Annotated in this window: 9 protein-coding genes and 1 tRNA gene; 6 read left to right on the top strand and 4 right to left on the bottom strand. The window is 71.8% G+C overall.

Going from position 1 to position 19,321, the window contains the following annotated elements; translation table 11 throughout:
* Window positions 1–10 precede the first annotated feature (10 nt).
* The 4 genes from tadA (at window position 11) to EKH77_RS16810 (ending at window position 3,752) form a co-directional block, all read left to right on the top strand.
* Window positions 11–508 (top strand): tRNA adenosine(34) deaminase TadA, encoded by a 498-nt coding sequence (tadA, locus tag EKH77_RS16825; protein ID WP_126915182.1) that lies wholly within the window; start codon window positions 11–13, stop codon window positions 506–508.
* An 81-nt stretch (window positions 509–589) separates the two neighbouring features.
* Window positions 590–676: transfer RNA gene (locus EKH77_RS16820), tRNA-Ser, on the top strand.
* A gap of 366 nt (window positions 677–1,042) precedes the next feature.
* Window positions 1,043–2,425, top strand: a complete 1,383-nt coding sequence (locus tag EKH77_RS16815) for a family 2B encapsulin nanocompartment shell protein (protein ID WP_126915181.1) — start codon at window positions 1,043–1,045, stop codon at window positions 2,423–2,425.
* Window positions 2,412–3,752, top strand: coding sequence for a cysteine desulfurase (locus EKH77_RS16810; RefSeq protein ID WP_126915180.1), 1,341 nt, complete (start codon window positions 2,412–2,414; stop codon window positions 3,750–3,752). The genes EKH77_RS16815 and EKH77_RS16810 overlap by 14 nt, the downstream gene beginning before the upstream one ends.
* 58 nt (window positions 3,753–3,810) lie before the next feature.
* Here the strand turns inward: EKH77_RS16810 and EKH77_RS16805 are convergent, their stop codons facing one another.
* A complete protein-coding gene (locus EKH77_RS16805; RefSeq protein ID WP_126915179.1) occupies window positions 3,811–4,296 on the bottom strand; it encodes a carboxymuconolactone decarboxylase family protein in 486 nt (161 codons plus the stop codon).
* Window positions 4,297–4,426: 130 nt separating this feature from the next.
* Between EKH77_RS16805 and EKH77_RS16800 the strand changes: the two genes are divergently transcribed.
* The gene (locus EKH77_RS16800) at window positions 4,427–5,332 is read left to right on the top strand and encodes an RNA polymerase sigma-70 factor (protein WP_240667380.1); all 906 of its coding nucleotides are present in this window, start codon (window positions 4,427–4,429) and stop codon (window positions 5,330–5,332) included.
* A 134-nt stretch (window positions 5,333–5,466) separates the two neighbouring features.
* The gene (locus tag EKH77_RS16795; RefSeq protein ID WP_126915177.1) at window positions 5,467–6,213 is read left to right on the top strand and encodes a thioesterase II family protein; all 747 of its coding nucleotides are present in this window, start codon (window positions 5,467–5,469) and stop codon (window positions 6,211–6,213) included.
* Here the strand turns inward: EKH77_RS16795 and EKH77_RS16790 are convergent.
* The 3 genes from EKH77_RS16790 to EKH77_RS16780 are packed head-to-tail and all read right to left on the bottom strand — an operon-like array spanning window position 6,208 to window position 19,321.
* A complete protein-coding gene (locus EKH77_RS16790; RefSeq protein WP_126915176.1) occupies window positions 6,208–7,485 on the bottom strand; it encodes an MFS transporter in 1,278 nt (425 codons plus the stop codon). The two genes, EKH77_RS16795 and EKH77_RS16790, sit on opposite strands and share 6 nt — an antisense overlap.
* Window positions 7,485–8,426, bottom strand: coding sequence for an ornithine carbamoyltransferase (locus tag EKH77_RS16785; protein WP_126915175.1), 942 nt, complete (start codon window positions 8,424–8,426; stop codon window positions 7,485–7,487). Before EKH77_RS16785 ends, EKH77_RS16790 begins: the two co-directional genes overlap by 1 nt.
* A gap of 53 nt (window positions 8,427–8,479) precedes the next feature.
* On the bottom strand, window positions 8,480–19,321 hold the full coding sequence (locus EKH77_RS16780) for a non-ribosomal peptide synthetase (protein WP_126915174.1): 10,842 nt from the start codon (window positions 19,319–19,321) through the stop codon (window positions 8,480–8,482).

The raw sequence follows: 19,321 nt of genomic DNA, 5'->3' as shown, positions 1-19,321 counted from the left end.
CACTGGTGCCATGAACGAAGCCGTCCACGCCTGCGCCGTCCCCGTCCACGACCCGGTGCGCGAGCCCTGGCTCGCCGCCATGCGGGCCGCCCTGGCGGAGGCCGCGGCGGCCCCCGCCACGGGCGACGTGCCGGTGGGCGCCGTCGTGCTGGACCGGGACGGCTCCGTCATCGGCCGCGGCCGCAACGAGCGCGAGGCCACCGGCGACCCCACCGGGCACGCGGAGGTCCTCGCGATCCGCGAGGCCGCGCGGGCCGTCGGCGAATGGCGGCTGTCGGGCTGCACGCTCGTCGTCACCCTCGAGCCCTGCACGATGTGCGCGGGCGCGATCGTCCTCTCCCGGGTGGACCGCGTCGTCTACGGCGCCGCCGACGAGAAGGCCGGCGCGGCCGGGTCCCTCTGGGACGTCGTCCGCGACCGCCGCCTCAACCACCGCCCCGAGGTGATTTCCGGGGTCCTCGGCGACGAGTGCGCCGAGCTGCTCACCCGCTTCTTCCGCGACCGGTGACGCGGCCGGTGACCAGGACCACACCGCCACGGCCCGGAACGGATTTCAGAGCACGGCCCACCGTCCGCTAAGCTCTCTCTCGGTAGCGTGTCCGAGCGGCCTAAGGAGCACGCCTCGAAAGCGTGTGTGGGGGCAACTCCACCGTGGGTTCAAATCCCACCGCTACCGCTTGATGAACCGCCCCGATCCGGATCACCGGACCGGGGCGGTTCTCTTTGTTCCCGCCCCGGCCGGCGGCCCGGCGCCCCGAGCGCCTGAGGCCGCCGCGACGGCGGTTTTGCGCTGCGCCGTCGGCGCGACACGCCCGGGGGGAGGGTCTCAGTAGATGGAATCCGGTCATCTCGCAGTACGGACCAAGCGGGGGCCCGGCGGTGGATGCCATGCCCCGGTTCGATGGTCACGACGTCACGCTCCGTCAGGCGCATATTTCCGGACCGTGTCGGAATCCCCCGTCTTGTAGCGCGAACCCCTCGACCGGACGATCGGTCTGCGCTCCCGCGCGAACATTCGCGCGGGCTCTTCGAGGAGGACCGCATGAACGATCGACTCAGTCTCGCGCCCGATACCGCACGGCAGTTGGCCACGACCACCAAGACCACCCCGCAGATGCGCGGCATCACGCCGCGCTACCTGCTGCGCGCGCTGCCCTGGGTCGACGTCGAGTCCGGCGTCTACCGCGTCAACCGCCGCCGGACGTTCATCCTCGGCGACGACCGCATCAGCTGCTACTCCGAGGGCGGCGCCCACCGCGTCGTCCCCGAGGACCTGCGCGAACTGCCCTTCCTGCGCGAGGCCAACGCGGCGCTGCTCGCCGAACTCGCGGGCTCCTTCGAGCAGACGGCCTTCGAGCCCGGCCAGATCATCGGCGCCGAGGGCGAGACGTGCGACAAACTGACCGTGATCGTCAGCGGCCGCGCCGAGAAGCGGGTCACCGGCCGCTACGGCGAGGACGCGCTGCTGGAGGTCATAGGCGACGGCCAGTTCTTCTGCGTGGACTCCTGGACCCGATGTCAGCCCTTGCCGTTCCGGGTCAAGGCGGTCACCTCCGGTGTCGCCCTGACCGTCGGGCTCGACGCGCTCAACGCGCTGGCCGACCGCGACGCGTCCCTGCGGGCCGCGCTCGACGCCCACATCGCGGGCGAGGGCCCCCGGCCCGGTGCCGAGGCGCCCATCGACCTCGCCTCCGGCCACACCGGCGAGCCCGAACTGCCGGGCACGTACGTGGAGTACGAGGACACGCCCCGCGAGTACCACATGAGCCTCGCCCAGACCGTGCTGCGCGTCCACACCCGGGTCTCCGACCTCTACAACGCGCCCATGGACCAGACCCGCGTCCAGGCCGACCTCACCATCCAGGCGCTGCGCGAGCGCCAGGAGGCAATGATCCTCCACCACCCCGAGTTCGGCCTGTTCAACAACGTCGCCCCGGGCATGCGCGTCCAGCCGCGCACCGGCGCGCCGACCCCCGACGACCTCGACGAGCTGCTCTCCCGGGTGTGGAAGCAGCCCGGCTACTTCGTCGCCCACCCCAAGGCCATCGCCGCCTTCGGCCGCGAGTGCACCCGCCGGGGCGTCCCCCCGGTGATCGACACCCGCTTCGGCAGCCCGCTGATCACCTGGCGCGGCGTGCCGATGCTCCCCTCCGACAAGGTGCGCTTCCAGGGCGCCGGCGGCGCCGCGACCACCGAGATCCTGCTCATGCGGGTGGGCGAGGCCGAGCAGGGCGTCATCGGGCTGCGCCCGGCCGGGGTGCCGGACGAGGTCGAGCCGGGCCTGTCGATGCGGAACATGGGCACGGACCAGAAGGCCATCACCTCGTACCTGCTGACGGCGTACTTCAACGCCGCGGTGCTGGTGGAGGACGCGCTCGCGGTCCTCCAGAACGTCGAGGTGTCGAAGTACCATGACTATTCCTGACGTCGGGACGTACGGGGGGATGCCGACCGACCGGTCGTGGGCCCAAGTGCCCTCCGCGGCACCGCAGTCCGTGCCGCAGTCCACCCCGCAGTCCACCCCGCCGCGCGGCCGCGGTTTCGACCCGATGGCGGCCCGGGCGGACGTCCCCGTGCTGCACCGCACCGTCAACGGCCACCCGCTCGTCTGGCTGGACAACGGCGCGACGACCCAGAAGCCGCGTCAGGTCATCGAGGCGCTCACCGCCTACTACAGCGCCGCCAACTCCAACATCCACCGTGGCGCCCACACCATGGCCCGTGAGGCCACGGAGACGTACGAGGCGGGCCGGACGGCCGTCGCGGACCTGCTGGGCGCCGCGTCCCCGGACGAGATCGTCTTCACCCGGGGCACCACCGAGGCCATCAACCTCGTGGCCCAGACGTGGGGACGGGCGAACATCGGCCCCGGCGACGAGATCCTCGTCGCCACGCTGGAGCACCACTCCAACATCGTGCCCTGGCAGATGCTCGCCAAGGAGAAGCGGGCCCGGCTCACGCCCATCCCGCTCCTGCCCGACGGCAGCATCGACCAGGCCGCCTTCGCGGACCTGCTCTCCTTCCGCACCCAGCTCGTCGCCGTCAGCCAGGCGTCGAACGTGCTGGGCACCGTGCCGCCCGTGAAGGAGATGACCGCGCTGGCGCACCGCTACGGCGCGAAGGTGCTGGTCGACGGGGCCCAGGCGGTGGCCCACTTCCCCGTCGACGTCCAGGACCTGGACGCGGACTTCTACGTCTTCTCCGGGCACAAGCTGTTCGCCCCGACGGGCATCGGCGCGCTCTACGGCAAGCCGGAGCTGCTCGCCGCCATGCCGCCCTGGCAGGGCGGCGGCAACATGATCGACCAGGTCGACTTCCCGGCCAGCACCTACGCGCCGGTGCCGCACCGCTTCGAGGCCGGCACCGGGCACATCTCGGGGGTCGCCGGACTGCTCGCGGCGATCAACTGGCTGACCGGCTTCGACCGTGAGGCCGTCGCCGCCTACGAGACGGGGCTGCTCGCCTACGCCGAGCAGGCCATGACCCAGGTGCCGGGGATCGCCGTCCTCGGGTCGGCGCCGGAGAAGATCGCGACGCTGACGTTCACCCTGGCCGGGCACGACCCGGTCGACATCGCCCGCTCGCTCGACCAGGACGGCATCGCCGTCCGCGCGGGACACCACTGCGCCCAGCCCTCGCTGCGCCACTACGGCGTGGAGAGCGCGGCGCGGGCCTCGCTGGCGCTCTACAACACGCGGGAGGACGTCGACCGGCTGGTCGCGTCCCTGCTGCGGCTGACGTCCGGAGGCTGACGTCGGACGCCCGGGCCCGTACGTACGGGCCCGGGTTCCGTCACGGGTTCAGCCGAGTTCAGCCGAGCGCGGCGGCGAACATGCCGGGCTCGTAGGAGCCGCCCCGCTGGTGCAGGGTCACGGCGAGCCGGTTGGCCGCGTTGACGAGGGCGACCAGGCAGACCAGCGCTGCCGTCTGATCGTCGTCGAAGTGCTCGCGCACGCGCTCCCAGGTCTCATCCGACACGCCCTCGTGCGCGTCGGCGAGCCGGGTGGCCTCCTCGGCGAGCGCCAGCGCCGCCCGCTCGGCCTCGGTGAACACGGTGGACTCGCGCCAGACGGCGACCAGGGCGAGCCGCACCGCGCTCTCACCGGCGGCCGCCGCCTCCTTGACGTGCATGTCGACGCACCAGCCGCAGCCGTTGATCTGGCTGACGCGCAGCGCCACCAGCTCCTGCACGGTCTGCGACAGCGACGACTGGTGAAGCGCCATGCCGGCGTTGGCGAACCGCTTGGCGAACTTCGAGCCGATCTCGTTCTCGAACATGTTGAACCGGGCGTCCATGGCTTCGTCCTCACTCGTGCGGTGGCTTTGACGAACACGAGATGCCGGCGGGCCGCGCCCTGTGACGGGACGGCCGTGTGACGCCTGCCACCGCTCGTGGATGTCACAAAGCGGCGGGAAGCGGCGTCTTGTGCGCGTGAACATAGAGAACTCCGCCACCGACCCCGCCACCGAGGCGTTCGTCGCCCATCGCAACCTGCTGTTCACCGTCGCCTACGAGATGCTCGGCTCGGCCGCCGACGCGGAGGACGTCCTCCAGGAGACCTGGCTGCGCTGGTCGGGCGTCGACCTCGGCGCGGTACGGGACCGGCGCGCCTACCTGGTCCGGATCACCACCCGCCAGGCGCTGGGCCGGCTGCGCGCGCTCGGCCGCCGCAAGGAGTCCTACGTCGGCACCTGGCTGCCTGAGCCCCTGCTCACCACCCCGGACGTGGCCGAGGACGTCGAGCTGGCCGACAGCGTCTCCACGGCGATGCTGCTGGTACTGGAGACGCTCGCGCCGACCGAGCGTGCGGTGTTCGTGCTGCGCGAGGTGTTCGACCTCGGGTACGACGAGATCGCCGAGGCCGTCGGCAAGTCCCCGGCGGCGGTCCGGCAGATCGCGCACCGGGCACGGGCGCACGTCGCGGCGCGGCGGCCGCGCGGGACCGTCTCCCCGGCCGAGACCCGGGACGCGCTCCACGCGTTCCAGCGGGCCGCCGAGACGGGCGACATCCAGGGCCTGCTCGACATCCTCGCGCCCGACGTCGTCCTCCTGGGTGACGGCGGCGGGGTCAAACAGGCCGTCCTGCGGCCGATCGTGGGCGCCGACAAGGTGGGCCGCCTGCTCGTCGGCGGGCTGGGCAAGGTCGCGGCCGCGGTGTCGCTGCGGCCGGCCCGCGTCAACGGCCACCCGGCGCTGGTCCTCCGGCTCGACGGCGAGCTCGACAGCGTCCTGACGGTCCGCGTCGAGAACGGCCTGATCACCGGGCTCTACGCCGTGCGCAACCCCGAGAAGCTGTCGCACATGGGGCGGGAGACGGCACTGAGCCGCTGAGCCGGGGCCCGGCGGCCCGGGGCCGCCATCGCCCCTGAGAGCCGTTTCATGCGTTTTCATGGCCCGTTCGCTCAGGATGTCCCGTTGACGGCCGGGCGCTCGGGGCGCCGGCCCTGTGGAAATGGACGGACGGCATGGAGCGGATCGTGGACGAGGACGGGACCTGGGTCAGGAGGTACACCGCCCCCTCCGGCGCCAAGCAGGTGGTGTGCTTCCCGCACGCCGGAGGAGCGGCGGGCTTCTACCGCCCGTGGGCCATGGCGCTGAAGGGCGAGTACGACCTCCTCGCCGTGCAGTACCCGGGGCGGCAGGACCGTATCGGCGAGCCATGCGCCACCACCATGGACGAGATGGTGCGGCGCGCCACCGCCGCCCTGCTGCCGGAACTCGACCGCCCCACGGTGTTCTTCGGCCACAGCATGGGAGGGCTGGTCGCCTTCGAGGTGGCCCGCCGGCTCGCGGCCGTCGGCCGACAGCCCGAGGCGCTCTTCGTCTCCTGCAGCCGCGCCCCCGGGGACCGGGATCCGGCGGACCTGATCGACACGGACGACGAGAGCCTCCGTACCGAGGTCCGGCGACTGGGCGGCATGGACCCCCGGCTGCTGGACGACCCCGCGCTCATGGAGATGCTGCTCCCGCCGCTCCGCGGCGACTTCGCGCTGCTGCGGTCGTACGACTTCCAGCCCGGCCCGGAGCTGTCCTGCGACATCGTCTCCCTGGTCGGCACCGAGGACCCGCTGGTGTCGCCCGGACTCGCCCGGCGCTGGGGCAGGTACACGTCCGGCGGGTTCCAGGCCCACGAACTGCCGGGCGACCACTTCTATCTCGTCGAACGGCAGGCGGAGGTGCTGGCTGTCCTCCGCCGCCGTCCGGCCTCATGACGCTTCGTCGGGAGTGGCGCAGCGTCGCACCGCCGGACTGGCCCAGGCGACGAGCGCCAGCAGCCCCATCACCGCGCTGATCGCCAGGACGGAGTCGCGGGCGCCGAGCGACTCCAGGAGGAAGCCGCCGGCCAGGTTGCCCAGCGACAGGGTGCCGAAGGCGGCGAGGGACACCACGGCGGCGACCCTGCCCAGGAGCGCGTCCGGGGTCACCCGGAGCTGGTAGACCCCGGCGGCCACGTTCCACACCGCCCCGGCCAGCGCCATGCAGGCGAAGAGCGCGCCGAGCGCGAAGGGGTTGGTGGTGAAGGCGGCGAGGGGCATCAGCAGTGCCCACAGCACATTGGCCCCGATGACCAGGTGGGGGAGCCGGAACCACTCCATCCAGCGGTTCGCGGTCAGCGCGCCGATGGCACCGCCCACCCCCGTGACCCCCACGACCAGCCCCAGCTGGGTCGGCGATCCGCCCCCCTGGCGCACAATGTCGATGAGGGCGAGGTTCAGGGCCTGGAACAGCATGTTGCTGACGGCGATCAGGCCCGCCGCCACCCTGATGAACCGGTGCCGCCAGACCCAGACGACACCCTCGACCAGCTCGGTCCACAGCAGCCTCAACTGCCGTGGCTCCCGGGCCCGAGCCGCCCGTTCGTCCCGGTCGGCGCTCTGGAACGGGGTCCTGATCAGCAGCAGGGTGACGAGTGCCAGCAGATGCGCCACCGCGGTGAAGACGAAGGGCGCGCTTCGTCCGACCGCGAACAGCAGCGTGCCGGCCGGTCTCCCGAGCAGGCCCGCCGCCTGCTCGCGGGCCTCGTTCCGGGACAGCGCCTTGGCCAGCTCCCCGGACCGCACGAGATTGGGGACGGCGGCTCGTTCCGCCAGCCGGTAGAGGATGGTCAGGCTGGTCTCCACGAAGGCGACGCCGGCCAGGTGCGGCAGCCATACCTTGCCCATCGCCAGTGCCACGGCCACGCTGCCCACGGCGAGGCAGCGGCCGGCGTCACAGGCGATCATCAGCCGCCGGCGGTCCCAGCGGTCGACGAGCACCCCGGCCGGCAGCTGCACCAAGGTGAACGGAAGGGTGGCGGCGAAGCCGACCAGCCCGGCGGCCCGTGCCGAGCCCGTCTGCCAGAGCACCAGCAAGGGGTAGGCCAGGGTGCCGACCCGGGAGCCGAGGAAGGCGAGCCCGGCGCCCACCCAGAGCAGCCGGAAGTCACGATTGCCCCGCAGGGGCGGCACCCGCTCGTCCACGGGTGCCGCTGCGACGTCGGTCATCACCGACCGGAGCCGTTCCCGGCGGCGCGGCACCACTCCAGGACGGCCATGGCGCTGTGCATCTTGTTCTCGGCCTGGTCGAAGGCGATGCTCCGATGGCCGTCGAGCACCTCGGCCGTGACCTCCTCACCGCGGTGCGCGGGCAGGTCGTGGAGGAACACCGCCTGCGGGCTGTTCTCCCACAGCGCCTCGGTGACCTGGAAAGGCGCGAAGATCTCCCGCCAGTTCGCGTCGGGCTTGGACGTGCCGGTGGTCTGCCAGCGCGTGGTGTAGACGACGTCCACGCCCTGCGGCAGCCCGTCCATGTGGTGGTGCTCGACGACGGACGAACCCGTGCGCGCCGCCTGGACCCGGGCACGCTCCAGTACCTCCGGGGCCAGCCCGTAGCCCGGCGGCGTACGCAGCTCCAGCTCCACCCCGGAGAACCGGCTGAGGGCCAGCGCCAGCGCGACAGCGGTGTTGTTGCCCTCGCCTATGTAGAGCAGGCGCAGGCCGTCGATCCGGCCGAAGTGCCGCTGGAGGGTCGTCAGGTCCGTCAGGGCCTGGGTGGGGTGTTCGTCGGCGCTCATGGCGTTGACCACCGACATCCGGCCGTCACCGGCCAGCGCGCGCATCTCGGCGGGGTCCCCCGCCGTACGGGCGACGAGCATGTCGAGCATCCGGGACATCACACGGCCCGTGTCCTCGATGGTCTCGCCGGTGTTGGTCTGGAGGTCGTCCGGGCCGTAGCTGACGATCTGCGCCCCCAGCCGCAGCGCGCCGCTGGAGAAGGCGGTTCGGGTGCGGGTCGAGGTCTTCCGGAAGTAGATCCCCACGACCTGGCCGGCCAGCGGGCGCTCGTCCCGGCCGGCGCCGGAGGCGAAGTGGGCGCCTCTGGCGACGATGTGTCGCAGGTCCTCGTCGGTGAGGTCGTTGAGGGTGATGAGGTGTCGGGTGGGCATGGCTCGTTCTTCCTTCTCTGGTACGTGGTGGCCGGGAGGGCGGCGGACGGCGGTCAGCCGTGGTGGAGGCCGAGGTGGGCCGGGAGCTCGCCCCGCATCCAGTCGTCGGCCAGCGTTCCGCCCCCGGGGGAGTCGTCGCCCCGGGCCAGGGTCCGGCCGAGGTACTTCACGACCTCCTTGCCTTGCTCGCCGTTGGTGAGGACGACCAGCCCGGCTCCCGACCGCAGGCGGCTGAAGGCCATGGCCCGGTAGCCGACGGTCTCGCCGCCGTGGCCCACCATGACGTCGGGAGTGCTGTCGTCGACCACGGTGCCGAGCCCGTAGAAGCTCCCGGGATGAGCCGCCAGCAGCTCGCCGGCCAGCGTGCGGTCCAGCAGCGCGGCGGGCTCGCCCCGGTGGGCGCGCTGGACCTCGAGGAGCACCTTGGCCAGGTCGGCCGCGGTCGTCCACAGGCCCGTCGCGGCCGTCGCCGGGTGGACCCGCCAGCCACCGGGGACCGGCACGCCCCGCTCGTCGTGGCCCCGGGCCACGGGCCGTCCCGAGCGTTCCGGGAACGCCTGGTCGAAGCTGCTGCCCGTCATGCCGAGCGGCTCCAGCACCAGGTCCCGGATCAGCTCCGGGAACGACTCTCCGGTGACGTCGGTGAGGACCTGCTCCAGGACCGCGTAGTGGCTGCCCGACTTGCGGAAGACGGTCCCCGGCAGCAGCTCGCCGCGCACCGGCGCCGTGACCGCTGGGGCGACGCCGTCCAGGACCTCCCGGAACGTGGGCACCGGGCCGCCGCGCTCGTAGCCCTCGTACCGGCCCTCCGAGAGACCCGCCAGGTGGCCGAGCAACTGGCGCACGGTGCGCCGGGGCGCCGGGCTCGCGTCCGGCATCCGCCAGCCGGTGAGGTAGTGGCGGATGTCCTCGTCCAGGTCCAGTCGGCCCTGGCCGACGAGGGCCAGGACGCCCAGCGCGGTCACGTGCTTGCTGATCGAGGCGACCTGGAACAGGGTGTCCGGCGTGACGGGCTCGGCGGAGCCCGCCTCCAGCACACCGTGGCCCTCCAGCGCCCGCACCTCGCCGTCGGCGACGACCGCGACGGCGGCACCGGGCACATGGTGCTCGGCCATCGTCCGCTCCGGCGAGGGCAGCACGGCCGCCGACGCGGCGGGGCGGACGTCCCGGGCCGTGGCGGGCGCCCCGGAGGCCAGCCGCCGCAGCGCGGCCTCGTCCATGCCCTCGGCCGCCGCCGCTGCCAGCGCCGACAGCGTGTGGTGCTGGTAGAGCATCCACAGCGTCAGCGGCAGGCCCGCCTCGCGGGCGCTCGAGATGACATCGGTGATCAGGAGCGAATTCCCGCCGAGGTCGAAGAAGTTCGCGTCGCCGCCGACCTTCTCGACACCGAGCACCCGGCACCAGATTTCGGCCAGCAGCCGCTCGGCCGGACCGATGGGCTCCTGGAACCCGGTGTCCGGCCGGAGCTCCGTCCGGGGCGGTTCGGGCAGCGCCCGGCGGTCCACCTTGCCCGCGACGGAGAGCGGCAGTTCGTCCAGGATCACGAAGACCGACGGCACCATGTAGGGCGGCAGAAGGCCCGCCAGGAAGGCGCGTACATCGGCGTGGTGGGGACGGCGGCCCTCGGCGGGCACCAGGTAGCCGGCCAGCCACGCGCCCGCCGGTCCCTCCTCGCGAACGGTCACGACGGCCGCCGCGATGTCCGGGTGACGCACCAGCGCCGCCTCGATCTCCCCCAGCTCGATCCGGTAGCCCCGGACCTTCACCTGGTGATCGGTGCGGCCCAGGAACTCCAGCAGGCCGTCCGCCCGGTACCGCACGAGGTCGCCCGTGCGGTACAGCCTGGCCCCGGGCGTCGTCCCGAACGCGTCCGGGACGAACCGCTCGGCCGTCAGGCCGGGACGGCCCAGGTACCCGCGGGCGACGCCGTCGCCGCCGACGCAGAGCTCGCCGACCGCGCCGACCGGCACGGGTTCGAAAGCCGCGTCGAGCACGTACAGCCGGGTGTTGGCGATGGGCCCACCGATGGAGACGTCGTCGGTGTCTTCCGGGACCTCCCAGGTCAGCGACCAGATCGTCGTCTCCGTCGGGCCGTACACGTTGACCAGGCGCCGTACCCGGCCGCGCAGTTCGCGGGCCAGGCCCACGGGCAGGGCCTCGCCGCCGACCAGTGCCGTGACCGGCCGGTCCGCGAAACCGGATTCCAGCATCAGACGCCACCCGGAAGGCGTCGCCTGGACATGGGTCACACCGTGCCGGTCGACCAGGTCCAGCAGCGCCCGGCCGTCACGCGCCTCCTCGTCCGCGGCGACGACGACCCGCCCGCCCGTGGTGAGCGGCAGGAACAGCTCGAGGCCGGAGATGTCGAAGCTGAGCGCGGTCAGGGCAAGCCACACGTGGTCGGACGTGCTCTCCAGCCGCGTGCGCATCGCGTGCAGCAGGTTGGCCAGCGCGTGGTGCGGGATCTGGACGCCCTTGGGACGCCCCGTGGAACCCGAGGTGTAGATCACGTAGGCCAGGTCCATGGGATCGGCCGTCCGCCGGCCGGCGCCGACAGGGGCACCGGACGCCTCGGCAGCGGCGTCGTCCGCCGGGTGGTCGCCCACCGGGACGACAGCCCGCCCGTACAGCCCCGCCAGCCGGGCCTCGAAGACCGGCTCACTGATCACGGCCGCCACGCCCGCGTCGGCGAGCATGAACCCGATGCGCTCGTCGGGCAACGACGGGTCCAGCGGCAGGTAGGCCGCGCCGGCCTTCCACACGCCCAGCAGCGCGGCGAGCGCGTCGGGCCCACGGGTGAGCAGCACGCCCACGACCGACCCGTTGTCGGCTCCCAGGGCGCGGACGCGCCGTGCGAGCCGTTCGGCCCTGGCGTCCAGCTCCGCGTAGCTCAGCCACGCTCCGGCGTCGGCGCCGGACGAGCCGATGACGGCGGGGGCGTCCGGCACGGTGCGCGCCAGCTCCTCGAACGCCTCCAGCGGGGTGGCGTCCGTCGGCCAGCCGGTCGCGGTGTCGTTCCACGCGGTCAGCAGCGGATCGAGCTCGGCCGCGGGCAGCGGGTTGGCGACGGCGTCGCCGTCGAGGCCTGCGGCCATGGCCTCCAGGACGGAGCGGTAGAGGGCCCCGAGACGCTCGGCAGCGGCGCGGCCCAGCGAACGGGTGTTGGTGTTCAGGGTCAGCCCACCGGGCGAGGCCGCCACGGTGAGACCGAACTCGTTGGTGCCGTCCCCCATGCTCGCGTCGACGTCGATCAGGTCGGTGTCGACGACGTGGAAGTCCTGGTAGTTGAAGTAGACGTCGATCAGCCGGTCACCGGAACCGGCGAGCCGCTGGATGGCCGGCAGCGGGAAGCGCCGGTGCGACCACAGCTCCGTCTCCTGCGCGAAGACCGCCTGGACGAGCTCGCGCCAGGTCCGCGCGGTGCGGTCGTAGCCGAAGGGCACCGTGTTCAGGAACATTCCGTAGACACGGTCGGCACCGGCCGCCTCGGGACGGGTGTCGCAGACCAGACCGGTGAAGAACGCCTCCTCGCGGGTCAGCATGCTCATCACCTTCAGGTGAGCGGCGTGCAGGACGCTCTTGACCGACACCCTGGCGCGGGACGCCACGTCGCGGAGCGGCTGCTCCAGGTCGGGGTAGGCCACGCGGACGCGCACGGTCTCCCGGGGAGCCGCCGGGTCGCCCCAGCCGGCGGGGAGCTCGAAGCGGGCGTGCCGGTCCACGACGCCCTGCCAGTAGGCCCGGTCCTCCTCCGACTCCAGGGCCGCCTGCTCGGCGGCGACGAAGTCCGCGTATCGCACCTCCGACGGCTCCGCCGCCGCCGGCTCCGCGCCGTCGCGCAGGGACCGGTAGCACGCGAGGAGCTCCATCAGCAGGGAGTGGTAGCTCCAGCCCTCGATGATGGCGTGGCAGACGGTGAAGGACAGGGCCCAGTCCTCGTCGCCCAGGACCTGGGCGCCGACGCGCAGCAGCGGCGCCTTGCGCAGGTCGAACAGGGAGGCGCGCTCCTTCGTCAGGAAGTCGCGGAGGTCCTCGTCCTGCTCGTCCGGCTCCAGGTGGCGCAGATCGCGCACCTGGACGGGCAGCCTGGCGGCGTCGTGCACCAGCTGGACCGGTACGGCGAAGCTCTGGAGGTCGATGGAGGTACGGAGCACCTCGTGCCGCTCGACGACGGTCCGGACGGCGTCCTGAAGCGCACGGGGCGAGAAGGGCCGGTCGTCACGGACCCGGAACAGCGAGACGTTGTGATAGCGGTTCTCGTCGCTGTCGGCGAACATCTCCAGCAGCATGCCGAGCTGGATCTGGGACAGGGGGTAGGCGTCCGCGAGCCCCTCGGGCAGAGCGGCCCGCGTCTCCGCGTCGAGCAGCTCGAACGGGGCCACGGCGCGTGTGGGGGCGGCCGGCGCACCGGATCCCGCGACCGCGGCCGCGAGCCCGGCGACGGTGTGGTGCTCGAAGACGTCCCGGACGGTGACGTCGTACCCCGCGTTGCGCAGTGCGCCGACGAGGGCGACCGCGCGGATGGAGTCTCCGCCGACGGTGAAGAACGCCTCCTCCACACCGATGCGGTCGAGCCCGAGGATGTCGCACCACACGGCGGCGATGCGCTCCTCGTCGTCCGTGCGGGGGGCGACGTAGGCCGCCTCCGCGCCGAGGGCGGCCCGGTCGGGTGCGGGCAGGGCGCGGCGGTCGAGCTTGCCGTTGGTCGTCAGCGGAAGACGCTCGAGGACGACGAAGGCGGAGGGGACCATGTAGGCCGGCAGGGAGGCGGACAGCAGTGCCCGCAGCTCCGCCGGCTCGGGGGCCTCGTCCTCCATGGGCACGAGGTAGGCGACGAGCTGCTTGTCACCCGGGGTGTCCTCGCGGACGATCACCACGGCGTCGCGCACCAGCGGGTGCGCGGCCAGAGCGGCCTCGATCTCACCCAACTCGACACGGAAACCACGGATCTTCACCTGATGGTCGATACGGCCCAGGAACTCCAGGCTCCCGTCCGGAAGCCGACGCGCGAGGTCACCACTGCGGTACATCCGCGAACCGGCGGGACCGAAGGGATCGGGCACGAACCGCTCGGCGGTGAGGTCCGGACGGTTGAGGTAGCCACGGGCCACGCCCGGACCACCGACGTGGATCTCGCCGGGCACGCCGACGGGCGCGAGGTTGCCGCGCCGGTCCAGCAGGTAGACCCGCAGGTCGGCGAGCGGGTAGCCGACCGGGTTACCGGCACCGACCTCAAGGTCCGCCTCGGTCACCCGGTAGAAGGTGGTGTGCACGGTCGTCTCGGTGATCCCGTACATGTTCACCAGCACCGGACGGTCCAAACCAAGCCGCTCCACCCACGGCCCAAGCTCCGGAACGTCCAGCCGCTCACCAGCGAACACCACAGCACGAAGGGCCAGTTCGTCGACACGGGCGTCGCCATCGGCGGCGGCCGCGACCAGCTGACGGAAAGCGGTCGGCGTCTGGTTCAGCACCGTCACCCGGTGCTCGACCAGCAGATCCAGGAACTCCTCAGGAGAACGCGACACCCCGAACGGCACCACCACGAGACGCCCGCCGTAAAGCAGCGCCCCCCACATCTCCCACACCGACACATCGAACGCGTACGAGTGGAACAACGGCCACACATCCGACGCACCGAACGCGTAATGACGCTCAGCAGAGGTCAAAAGCCGCAGCACGTTCCCGTGCGACAGGCATACGCCCTTCGGCCGGCCCGTCGAACCCGACGTGTAGATCACATAGATCAGCGACTCGGGACCCGCCAAAACCTCCGGGTTCTCCGCCGGCTGCCCGGCCAGAACGTCCCGGTCGCGGTCCAGAACCACCACCGTGCCATCGAAGATGCCTTCCAGCATCTCCACCTGACCCGACTCCGTCAGAACGACATCCGCACCCGCGTCCGCCAGCATGAAACCAAGACGGTCAGCGGGATTCGACGGATCCAGCGGCAGATAACCCGCACCCGACTTCAGCACACCCAGCAACGCCGGCATCAGCTCGATGCCACGCTCCAGGCACACACCCACCAGGTCCTCGGGACCGACCCCCATACCCCGCAGATAGTGCGCGATACGGTTCGCCCGGGCATTCAGCTCACCGTACGTAAGCTCGACACCCTCGAAAACCACCGCCACCGCGTCCGGATCAGCGGCAACCCGCTCCTCGAACACCTCATGCACACAACGCGTGACCGGGTCACCGGCGGCGTTGTCCACGTCGGCCAGCAGGACGCGGAGCTCCTCCTCCGGCAGAGGGTGGGTGGTGGCGTCGCCTTCGGGGTCGGCGGCCATCGCCTCAAGGACGGAGCGGTAGAGGCTCGCCATGCGATCGGCGTTCTCGCGACTCAGGACATGGGTGTTGGTGATGAGCGTGATGTGCCCGCCGAGCGTGGCGATGTGCAGGCCGAACTCGTTGGGGCTGTCGTCGATGCTCGCGTGGAAGTCGATGAGGTCGGTGTCGACGACGTGGAAGTCCTGGTAGTTGAAGAACACGTCGATCAGGCGCTCGCCACCGGCGGCGCGCTGGATGGCCGGGAGCGGGTGGCGCCGGTGCGGCCACAGCTCGACCTCGCGCGCGAAGACCTTTCCGACCAGCTCACGCCAGGTGCGGGCATCCCGGTCGAACGCGAACGGCACGGTGTTCAGGAACATGCCGTACACCCGGTCCGCGCCCAGCGCCTCCGGTCGCGCGTCGCAGACCAGGCCGGTGAAGAACGCCTCCTCACCGGTCAGCATGCTCATCACCTTCAGGTGCGCGGCGTGCAGCACGCTCTTCAGCGGCGCGTTCGCCCGGAGCGCCAGCGCGCGCAGCGGCTCCTCGAGGTCCAGGAACGGCACCCGGCTCCGGAAGTTCTCGCGCTCCGCGCGCTTGTCGCCCCAGCCCGCCGGCAGTTCGAACCGGGAGTGCCCCGCCACGATGCCCGCCCAGTAGGCGGGGTCCTCCTCCGACGCCAGCGACGCCTGCTCGGCGGCGATGAAGTCGGCGTAGCGCACGGCGGCGGGCTCCACCGGCTCGGGGGCGTCGCCGTCGCGCAGCCGACGGTAGACCGCGAGCAGCTCCATCAGCAGGGAGTGATAGCTCCAGCCCTCCAGGATCGCGTGGCACTCGGTGAGCGACAGCCACCACGTGGTCTCACCGGTGACATGCGCGAAGGCACGGAGCAGCGGCGCGCGTTCGAGATCGAAGAGCTCGGAGCGCTCCCGCGCCGTGAACGCGTGCATGGCCTCCTGCTGCTCCCGCGCGCCCAGGTGACGGAGGTCGCGGACGCCGACCGGCATGGTGGCGGTGGCGTGGACCAACTGGAGGGGCCGCGAGTACGCGGTCAGGTGGATGGAGGTCCGCAGGACGTCGTGGCGCTCCACGATGACGCGCGTCGCGGCCTCCAGGGCCGCCGCGTCGAAGGGCTTGTCGTCACGGACGCTGAAGGACGTCACGTTGTGGTAGATGTTCTCGCCCGTCCCGGCGAGCATCTCGACGACCATGCCGAGCTGGATCTGCGACAGCGGGTAGGCGTCGACGAGGCCCTCGGGCAGACGGCCCGCGTCCTCGGACGGGAGCATCGAGAACGCCTCCACCGTGGTGGTGGCGACGGCCGGGGCCGGCTTGCCGGTGATCACCTCGCAGAGGCGGGCGATCGTCTGGTGCTCGAAGACGTCGCGGACGGCGACGTCGTAGCCGGCTTCGCGCAGGGCACCCACGACGGCGACGGCACGGATGGAGTCGCCGCCGACGGTGAAGAAACCCTCCTCGACACCGACCTCGTCCAGCCCGAGCACGTCGCGCCATACGGCGGCGACGCGTTCCTCGTCCTCGGTGCGGGGGGCGACGAAGGCCGCCTGCGAACCGAGGGCGGCCCGGTCGGGTGCGGGCAGGGCGCGGCGGTCGAGCTTGCCGTTGGTCGTCAGCGGCAGCCGCTCCAGACCCACGAACGCCGACGGCACCATGTACGCCGGAAGCGACGCGGACAGCAGCGCCCGCAGCTCGCCGGGCTCGGGTCCCTCGCCCTCGACCGGCACCACATAGGCGACGAGCTGCTTGTCACCCGGGGTGTCCTCGCGGACGATCACCACGGCGTCGCGCACCAGCGGGTGCGCGGCCAGAGCGGCCTCGATCTCGCCCAACTCGACACGGAAACCACGGATCTTGACCTGGTGGTCGATACGGCCCAGGAACTCCAGGCTGCCGTCCGGAAGCCGACGCGCGAGGTCACCACTGCGGTACATCCGCGAACCGGCGGGACCGAACGGGTCCGGCACAAAACGCTCGGCCGTCAGATCGGGACGGTTGAGATATCCCCGGGCCACACCCGGGCCGCCCACGTGGATCTCGCCCGGAACGCCCACCGGAGCCAGGTTCCCGTCCTGGTCGAGCAGGTAGACGCGCAGGTCGGCCAGCGGATAACCGACCGGATTACCGGCACCGGCCTCAAGATCCGCCTCGGTCACCCGGTAGAAGGTGGTGTGCACGGTCGTCTCGGTGATCCCGTACATGTTCACCAGCACCGGACGGTCCAAACCAAGCCGCTCCACCCACGGCCCAAGCTCCGGAACGTCGAGGCGCTCACCAGCGAACACCACAGCACGCAGCGCGAGTTCGTCGACACGAGCGTCGCCATCGGCGGCGGCCGCGACCAGCTGACGGAACGCGGTCGGCGTCTGGTTCAGCACCGTCACCCGGTGCTGAACCAGCAGGTCAAGGAACTCCTCGGGAGAACGCGACACCCCGAACGGCACCACCACGAGACGCCCGCCGTAAAGCAGCGCCCCCCACATCTCCCACACCGAGACATCGAACGCATACGAGTGGAACAACGGCCACACATCGTCCGCACCGAACGCATAATGCCGCTCAGCCGACGTCAACAGCCGCAGCACATTCCCATGCGACAAACACACACCCTTGGGCCGACCAGTCGAGCCCGACGTGTAGATCACATAGATCAGCGACTCCGGGCCCGCCAGCACCTCGGGATTCTCCGCCAGCTGACCCGCCAGCACACCCCGATCACGATCCAGAACCACCACCGTGCCCGTGAAGATGCCTTCCAGCATCTCCACCTGACCCGACTCCGTCAGAACGACATCCGCACCCGCGTCCGCCAGCATAAAACCAAGACGGTCAGCGGGATTCGACGGATCCAGCGGCAGATAACCAGCACCCGACTTCAGCACACCCAACAGCGCCGGCATCAGCTCGATGCCACGCTCCAGGCACACACCCACCAGATCCTCGGGACCGACCCCCATACCCCGCAGATAATTCGCGATACGGTTCGCCCGGGCATTCAGCTCGCCATACGTAAGCTCAACGCCCTCGAAAACCACCGCCACCGCATCCGGATCAGCGGCGACCCGCTCCTCGAACACCTCATGCACACAACGGGTGGGCACGACGGGAGGCTCGCCGTCGGCCGCACCGTCCGGCCATCCGGTGATCAGCAGTTCTCGCTCGGCCGGCGAGAGGATCTCGACACGGGAGACGGGGGTGCCGGGCGCGTCGGCGACGGCGGTCAGGAATCGGACGTACTGCTCGGCGAACCGTTCCACGGTCGAACGGTCGAAGAGCGCGGTCGCGTACTCGAGCTGGCAGCCCAGCGAGCCGTCCGCGAGCTCGGACGCCTGGAGCGTGAGGTCGAACTTGGCGATCCGCCAGGTCAGCTGGACACGCTCGACGGTCACGCCGGGCAGTTCGTAGGACGTGGACGTCGTGTCGTGCATGGTGAACGCCGTCTGGTAGAGCGGCGTGCTCGACAGGTCGCGCTCGGGCTGAAGCTCGTCCACCAGGCGGGCGAAGGGGAGTTCCTGGTGGTCGAAGGACTCCAGGACCGTGTCGCGCACCTGCGCCAACAGCTCCGTGAAGGCGGGGTCGCCGCTCCACCGCGATCGCATGACCAGGCTGTTGATCGCGTAGCCGATGAGCTGCTGGAGCTCGGGCCGGTTGCGGCCGGAGACCACCGTGCCCACGGCGATGTCGTTCTTCCCCGTGTGGCGTGACAGCAGGGCCTGGTAGCCCGCCAGCAGCACCATGAACGGCGTGGCGCCGTGCTCGCGCCCGATGGCGCGCAGTCGCCGCGCCACCCCGGCGGGCAGGGCGAAGCCGACGGCCGCTCCCTCGCCGGTGCGCACGGCCGGCCGCGGCCGGTCGGTGGGCAGGTCGAGGGGGGCGATGCCGTCGAGGCGGTCGCGCCAGTACTCGATGTGGGCGTCGGGAGCCGGGCCCGAGAGGCGGCCCCGCTCCCAGGCGGCGTAGTCGGCGTACTGGACGGGCAGCGGCTCGGGCGCGGCCGCCGCCGGGTCGAGGGCCCGGCGGTACAGAGCGCCCAGGTCCCGGGCGATGACGTCCTGGGACCAGGCGTCGCAGGCGATGTGGTGCAGGACCACGACCAGCAGGTGGTCGTCGTCGGCGAGTCGCACCAGCCGGGCCCGCACCGGGTTCTCGCGCAGCAGGTCGAAGGGGGTGACCGCGTCCTGCTCCGCCAGCTCGAACGCCTTGCCCTCGCGTTCGGCCGCGGGCAGTCCGGTGAGGTCGGTGCGGGCGAGCTCGGCCCGTTGTCCGGCGTCGACGAGCTGGACCGGCTCGTTGTCCCGCAGCCCGTAGCGGGTACGGAGGATCTCGTGCCGGTCGGTGAGTCGCTGCCAGGCCAGGCCGAGCGCGTCGGCGTCGAGTGTCCCGCGCATGCGCAGGACCAGCGGCACGAGATATTCGGGGCTGTCCGGTTCCAGCTGGCTGAGGAACCACATCTGCTGCTGCCCGGAGGACAGGGGCAGCGGCTCGTGGCGGTCGGCCGTGGGAATGCCGTCGCCGCCGCGCGCCAGGCGGGCCGCGGCGCGGCGCCGCAGGAGTTCGGCCCGCAGGTCGTCCGCGGCCGGTCGTGCGTTGTCGTGCGGTCCCAT

This window comes from Streptomyces luteoverticillatus (genome assembly GCF_003970715.1).
GTDB lineage: Bacteria > Actinomycetota > Actinomycetes > Streptomycetales > Streptomycetaceae > Streptomyces > Streptomyces abikoensis.
The sequence above is the reverse complement of the archived record's forward strand: the minus strand, read 5'-3'. Positions and strand labels throughout refer to the sequence as shown.

Excerpts from the sequence above, each read along its gene's own strand:
- tadA (WP_126915182.1), top strand. The coding sequence starts at position 11 with ATGAACGAAGCCGTCCACGCCTGCGCCGTCCCCGTCCACGACCCGGTG.
- EKH77_RS16815 (WP_126915181.1), top strand. The coding sequence starts at position 1,043 with ATGAACGATCGACTCAGTCTCGCGCCCGATACCGCACGGCAGTTGGCC.
- EKH77_RS16810 (WP_126915180.1), top strand. The coding sequence starts at position 2,412 with ATGACTATTCCTGACGTCGGGACGTACGGGGGGATGCCGACCGACCGG.
- EKH77_RS16805 (WP_126915179.1), bottom strand. The coding sequence starts at position 4,296 with ATGGACGCCCGGTTCAACATGTTCGAGAACGAGATCGGCTCGAAGTTC.
- EKH77_RS16795 (WP_126915177.1), top strand. The coding sequence starts at position 5,467 with ATGGAGCGGATCGTGGACGAGGACGGGACCTGGGTCAGGAGGTACACC.
- EKH77_RS16790 (WP_126915176.1), bottom strand. The coding sequence starts at position 7,485 with ATGACCGACGTCGCAGCGGCACCCGTGGACGAGCGGGTGCCGCCCCTG.
- EKH77_RS16785 (WP_126915175.1), bottom strand. The coding sequence starts at position 8,426 with ATGCCCACCCGACACCTCATCACCCTCAACGACCTCACCGACGAGGAC.
- EKH77_RS16780 (WP_126915174.1), bottom strand. The coding sequence starts at position 19,321 with ATGGGACCGCACGACAACGCACGACCGGCCGCGGACGACCTGCGGGCC.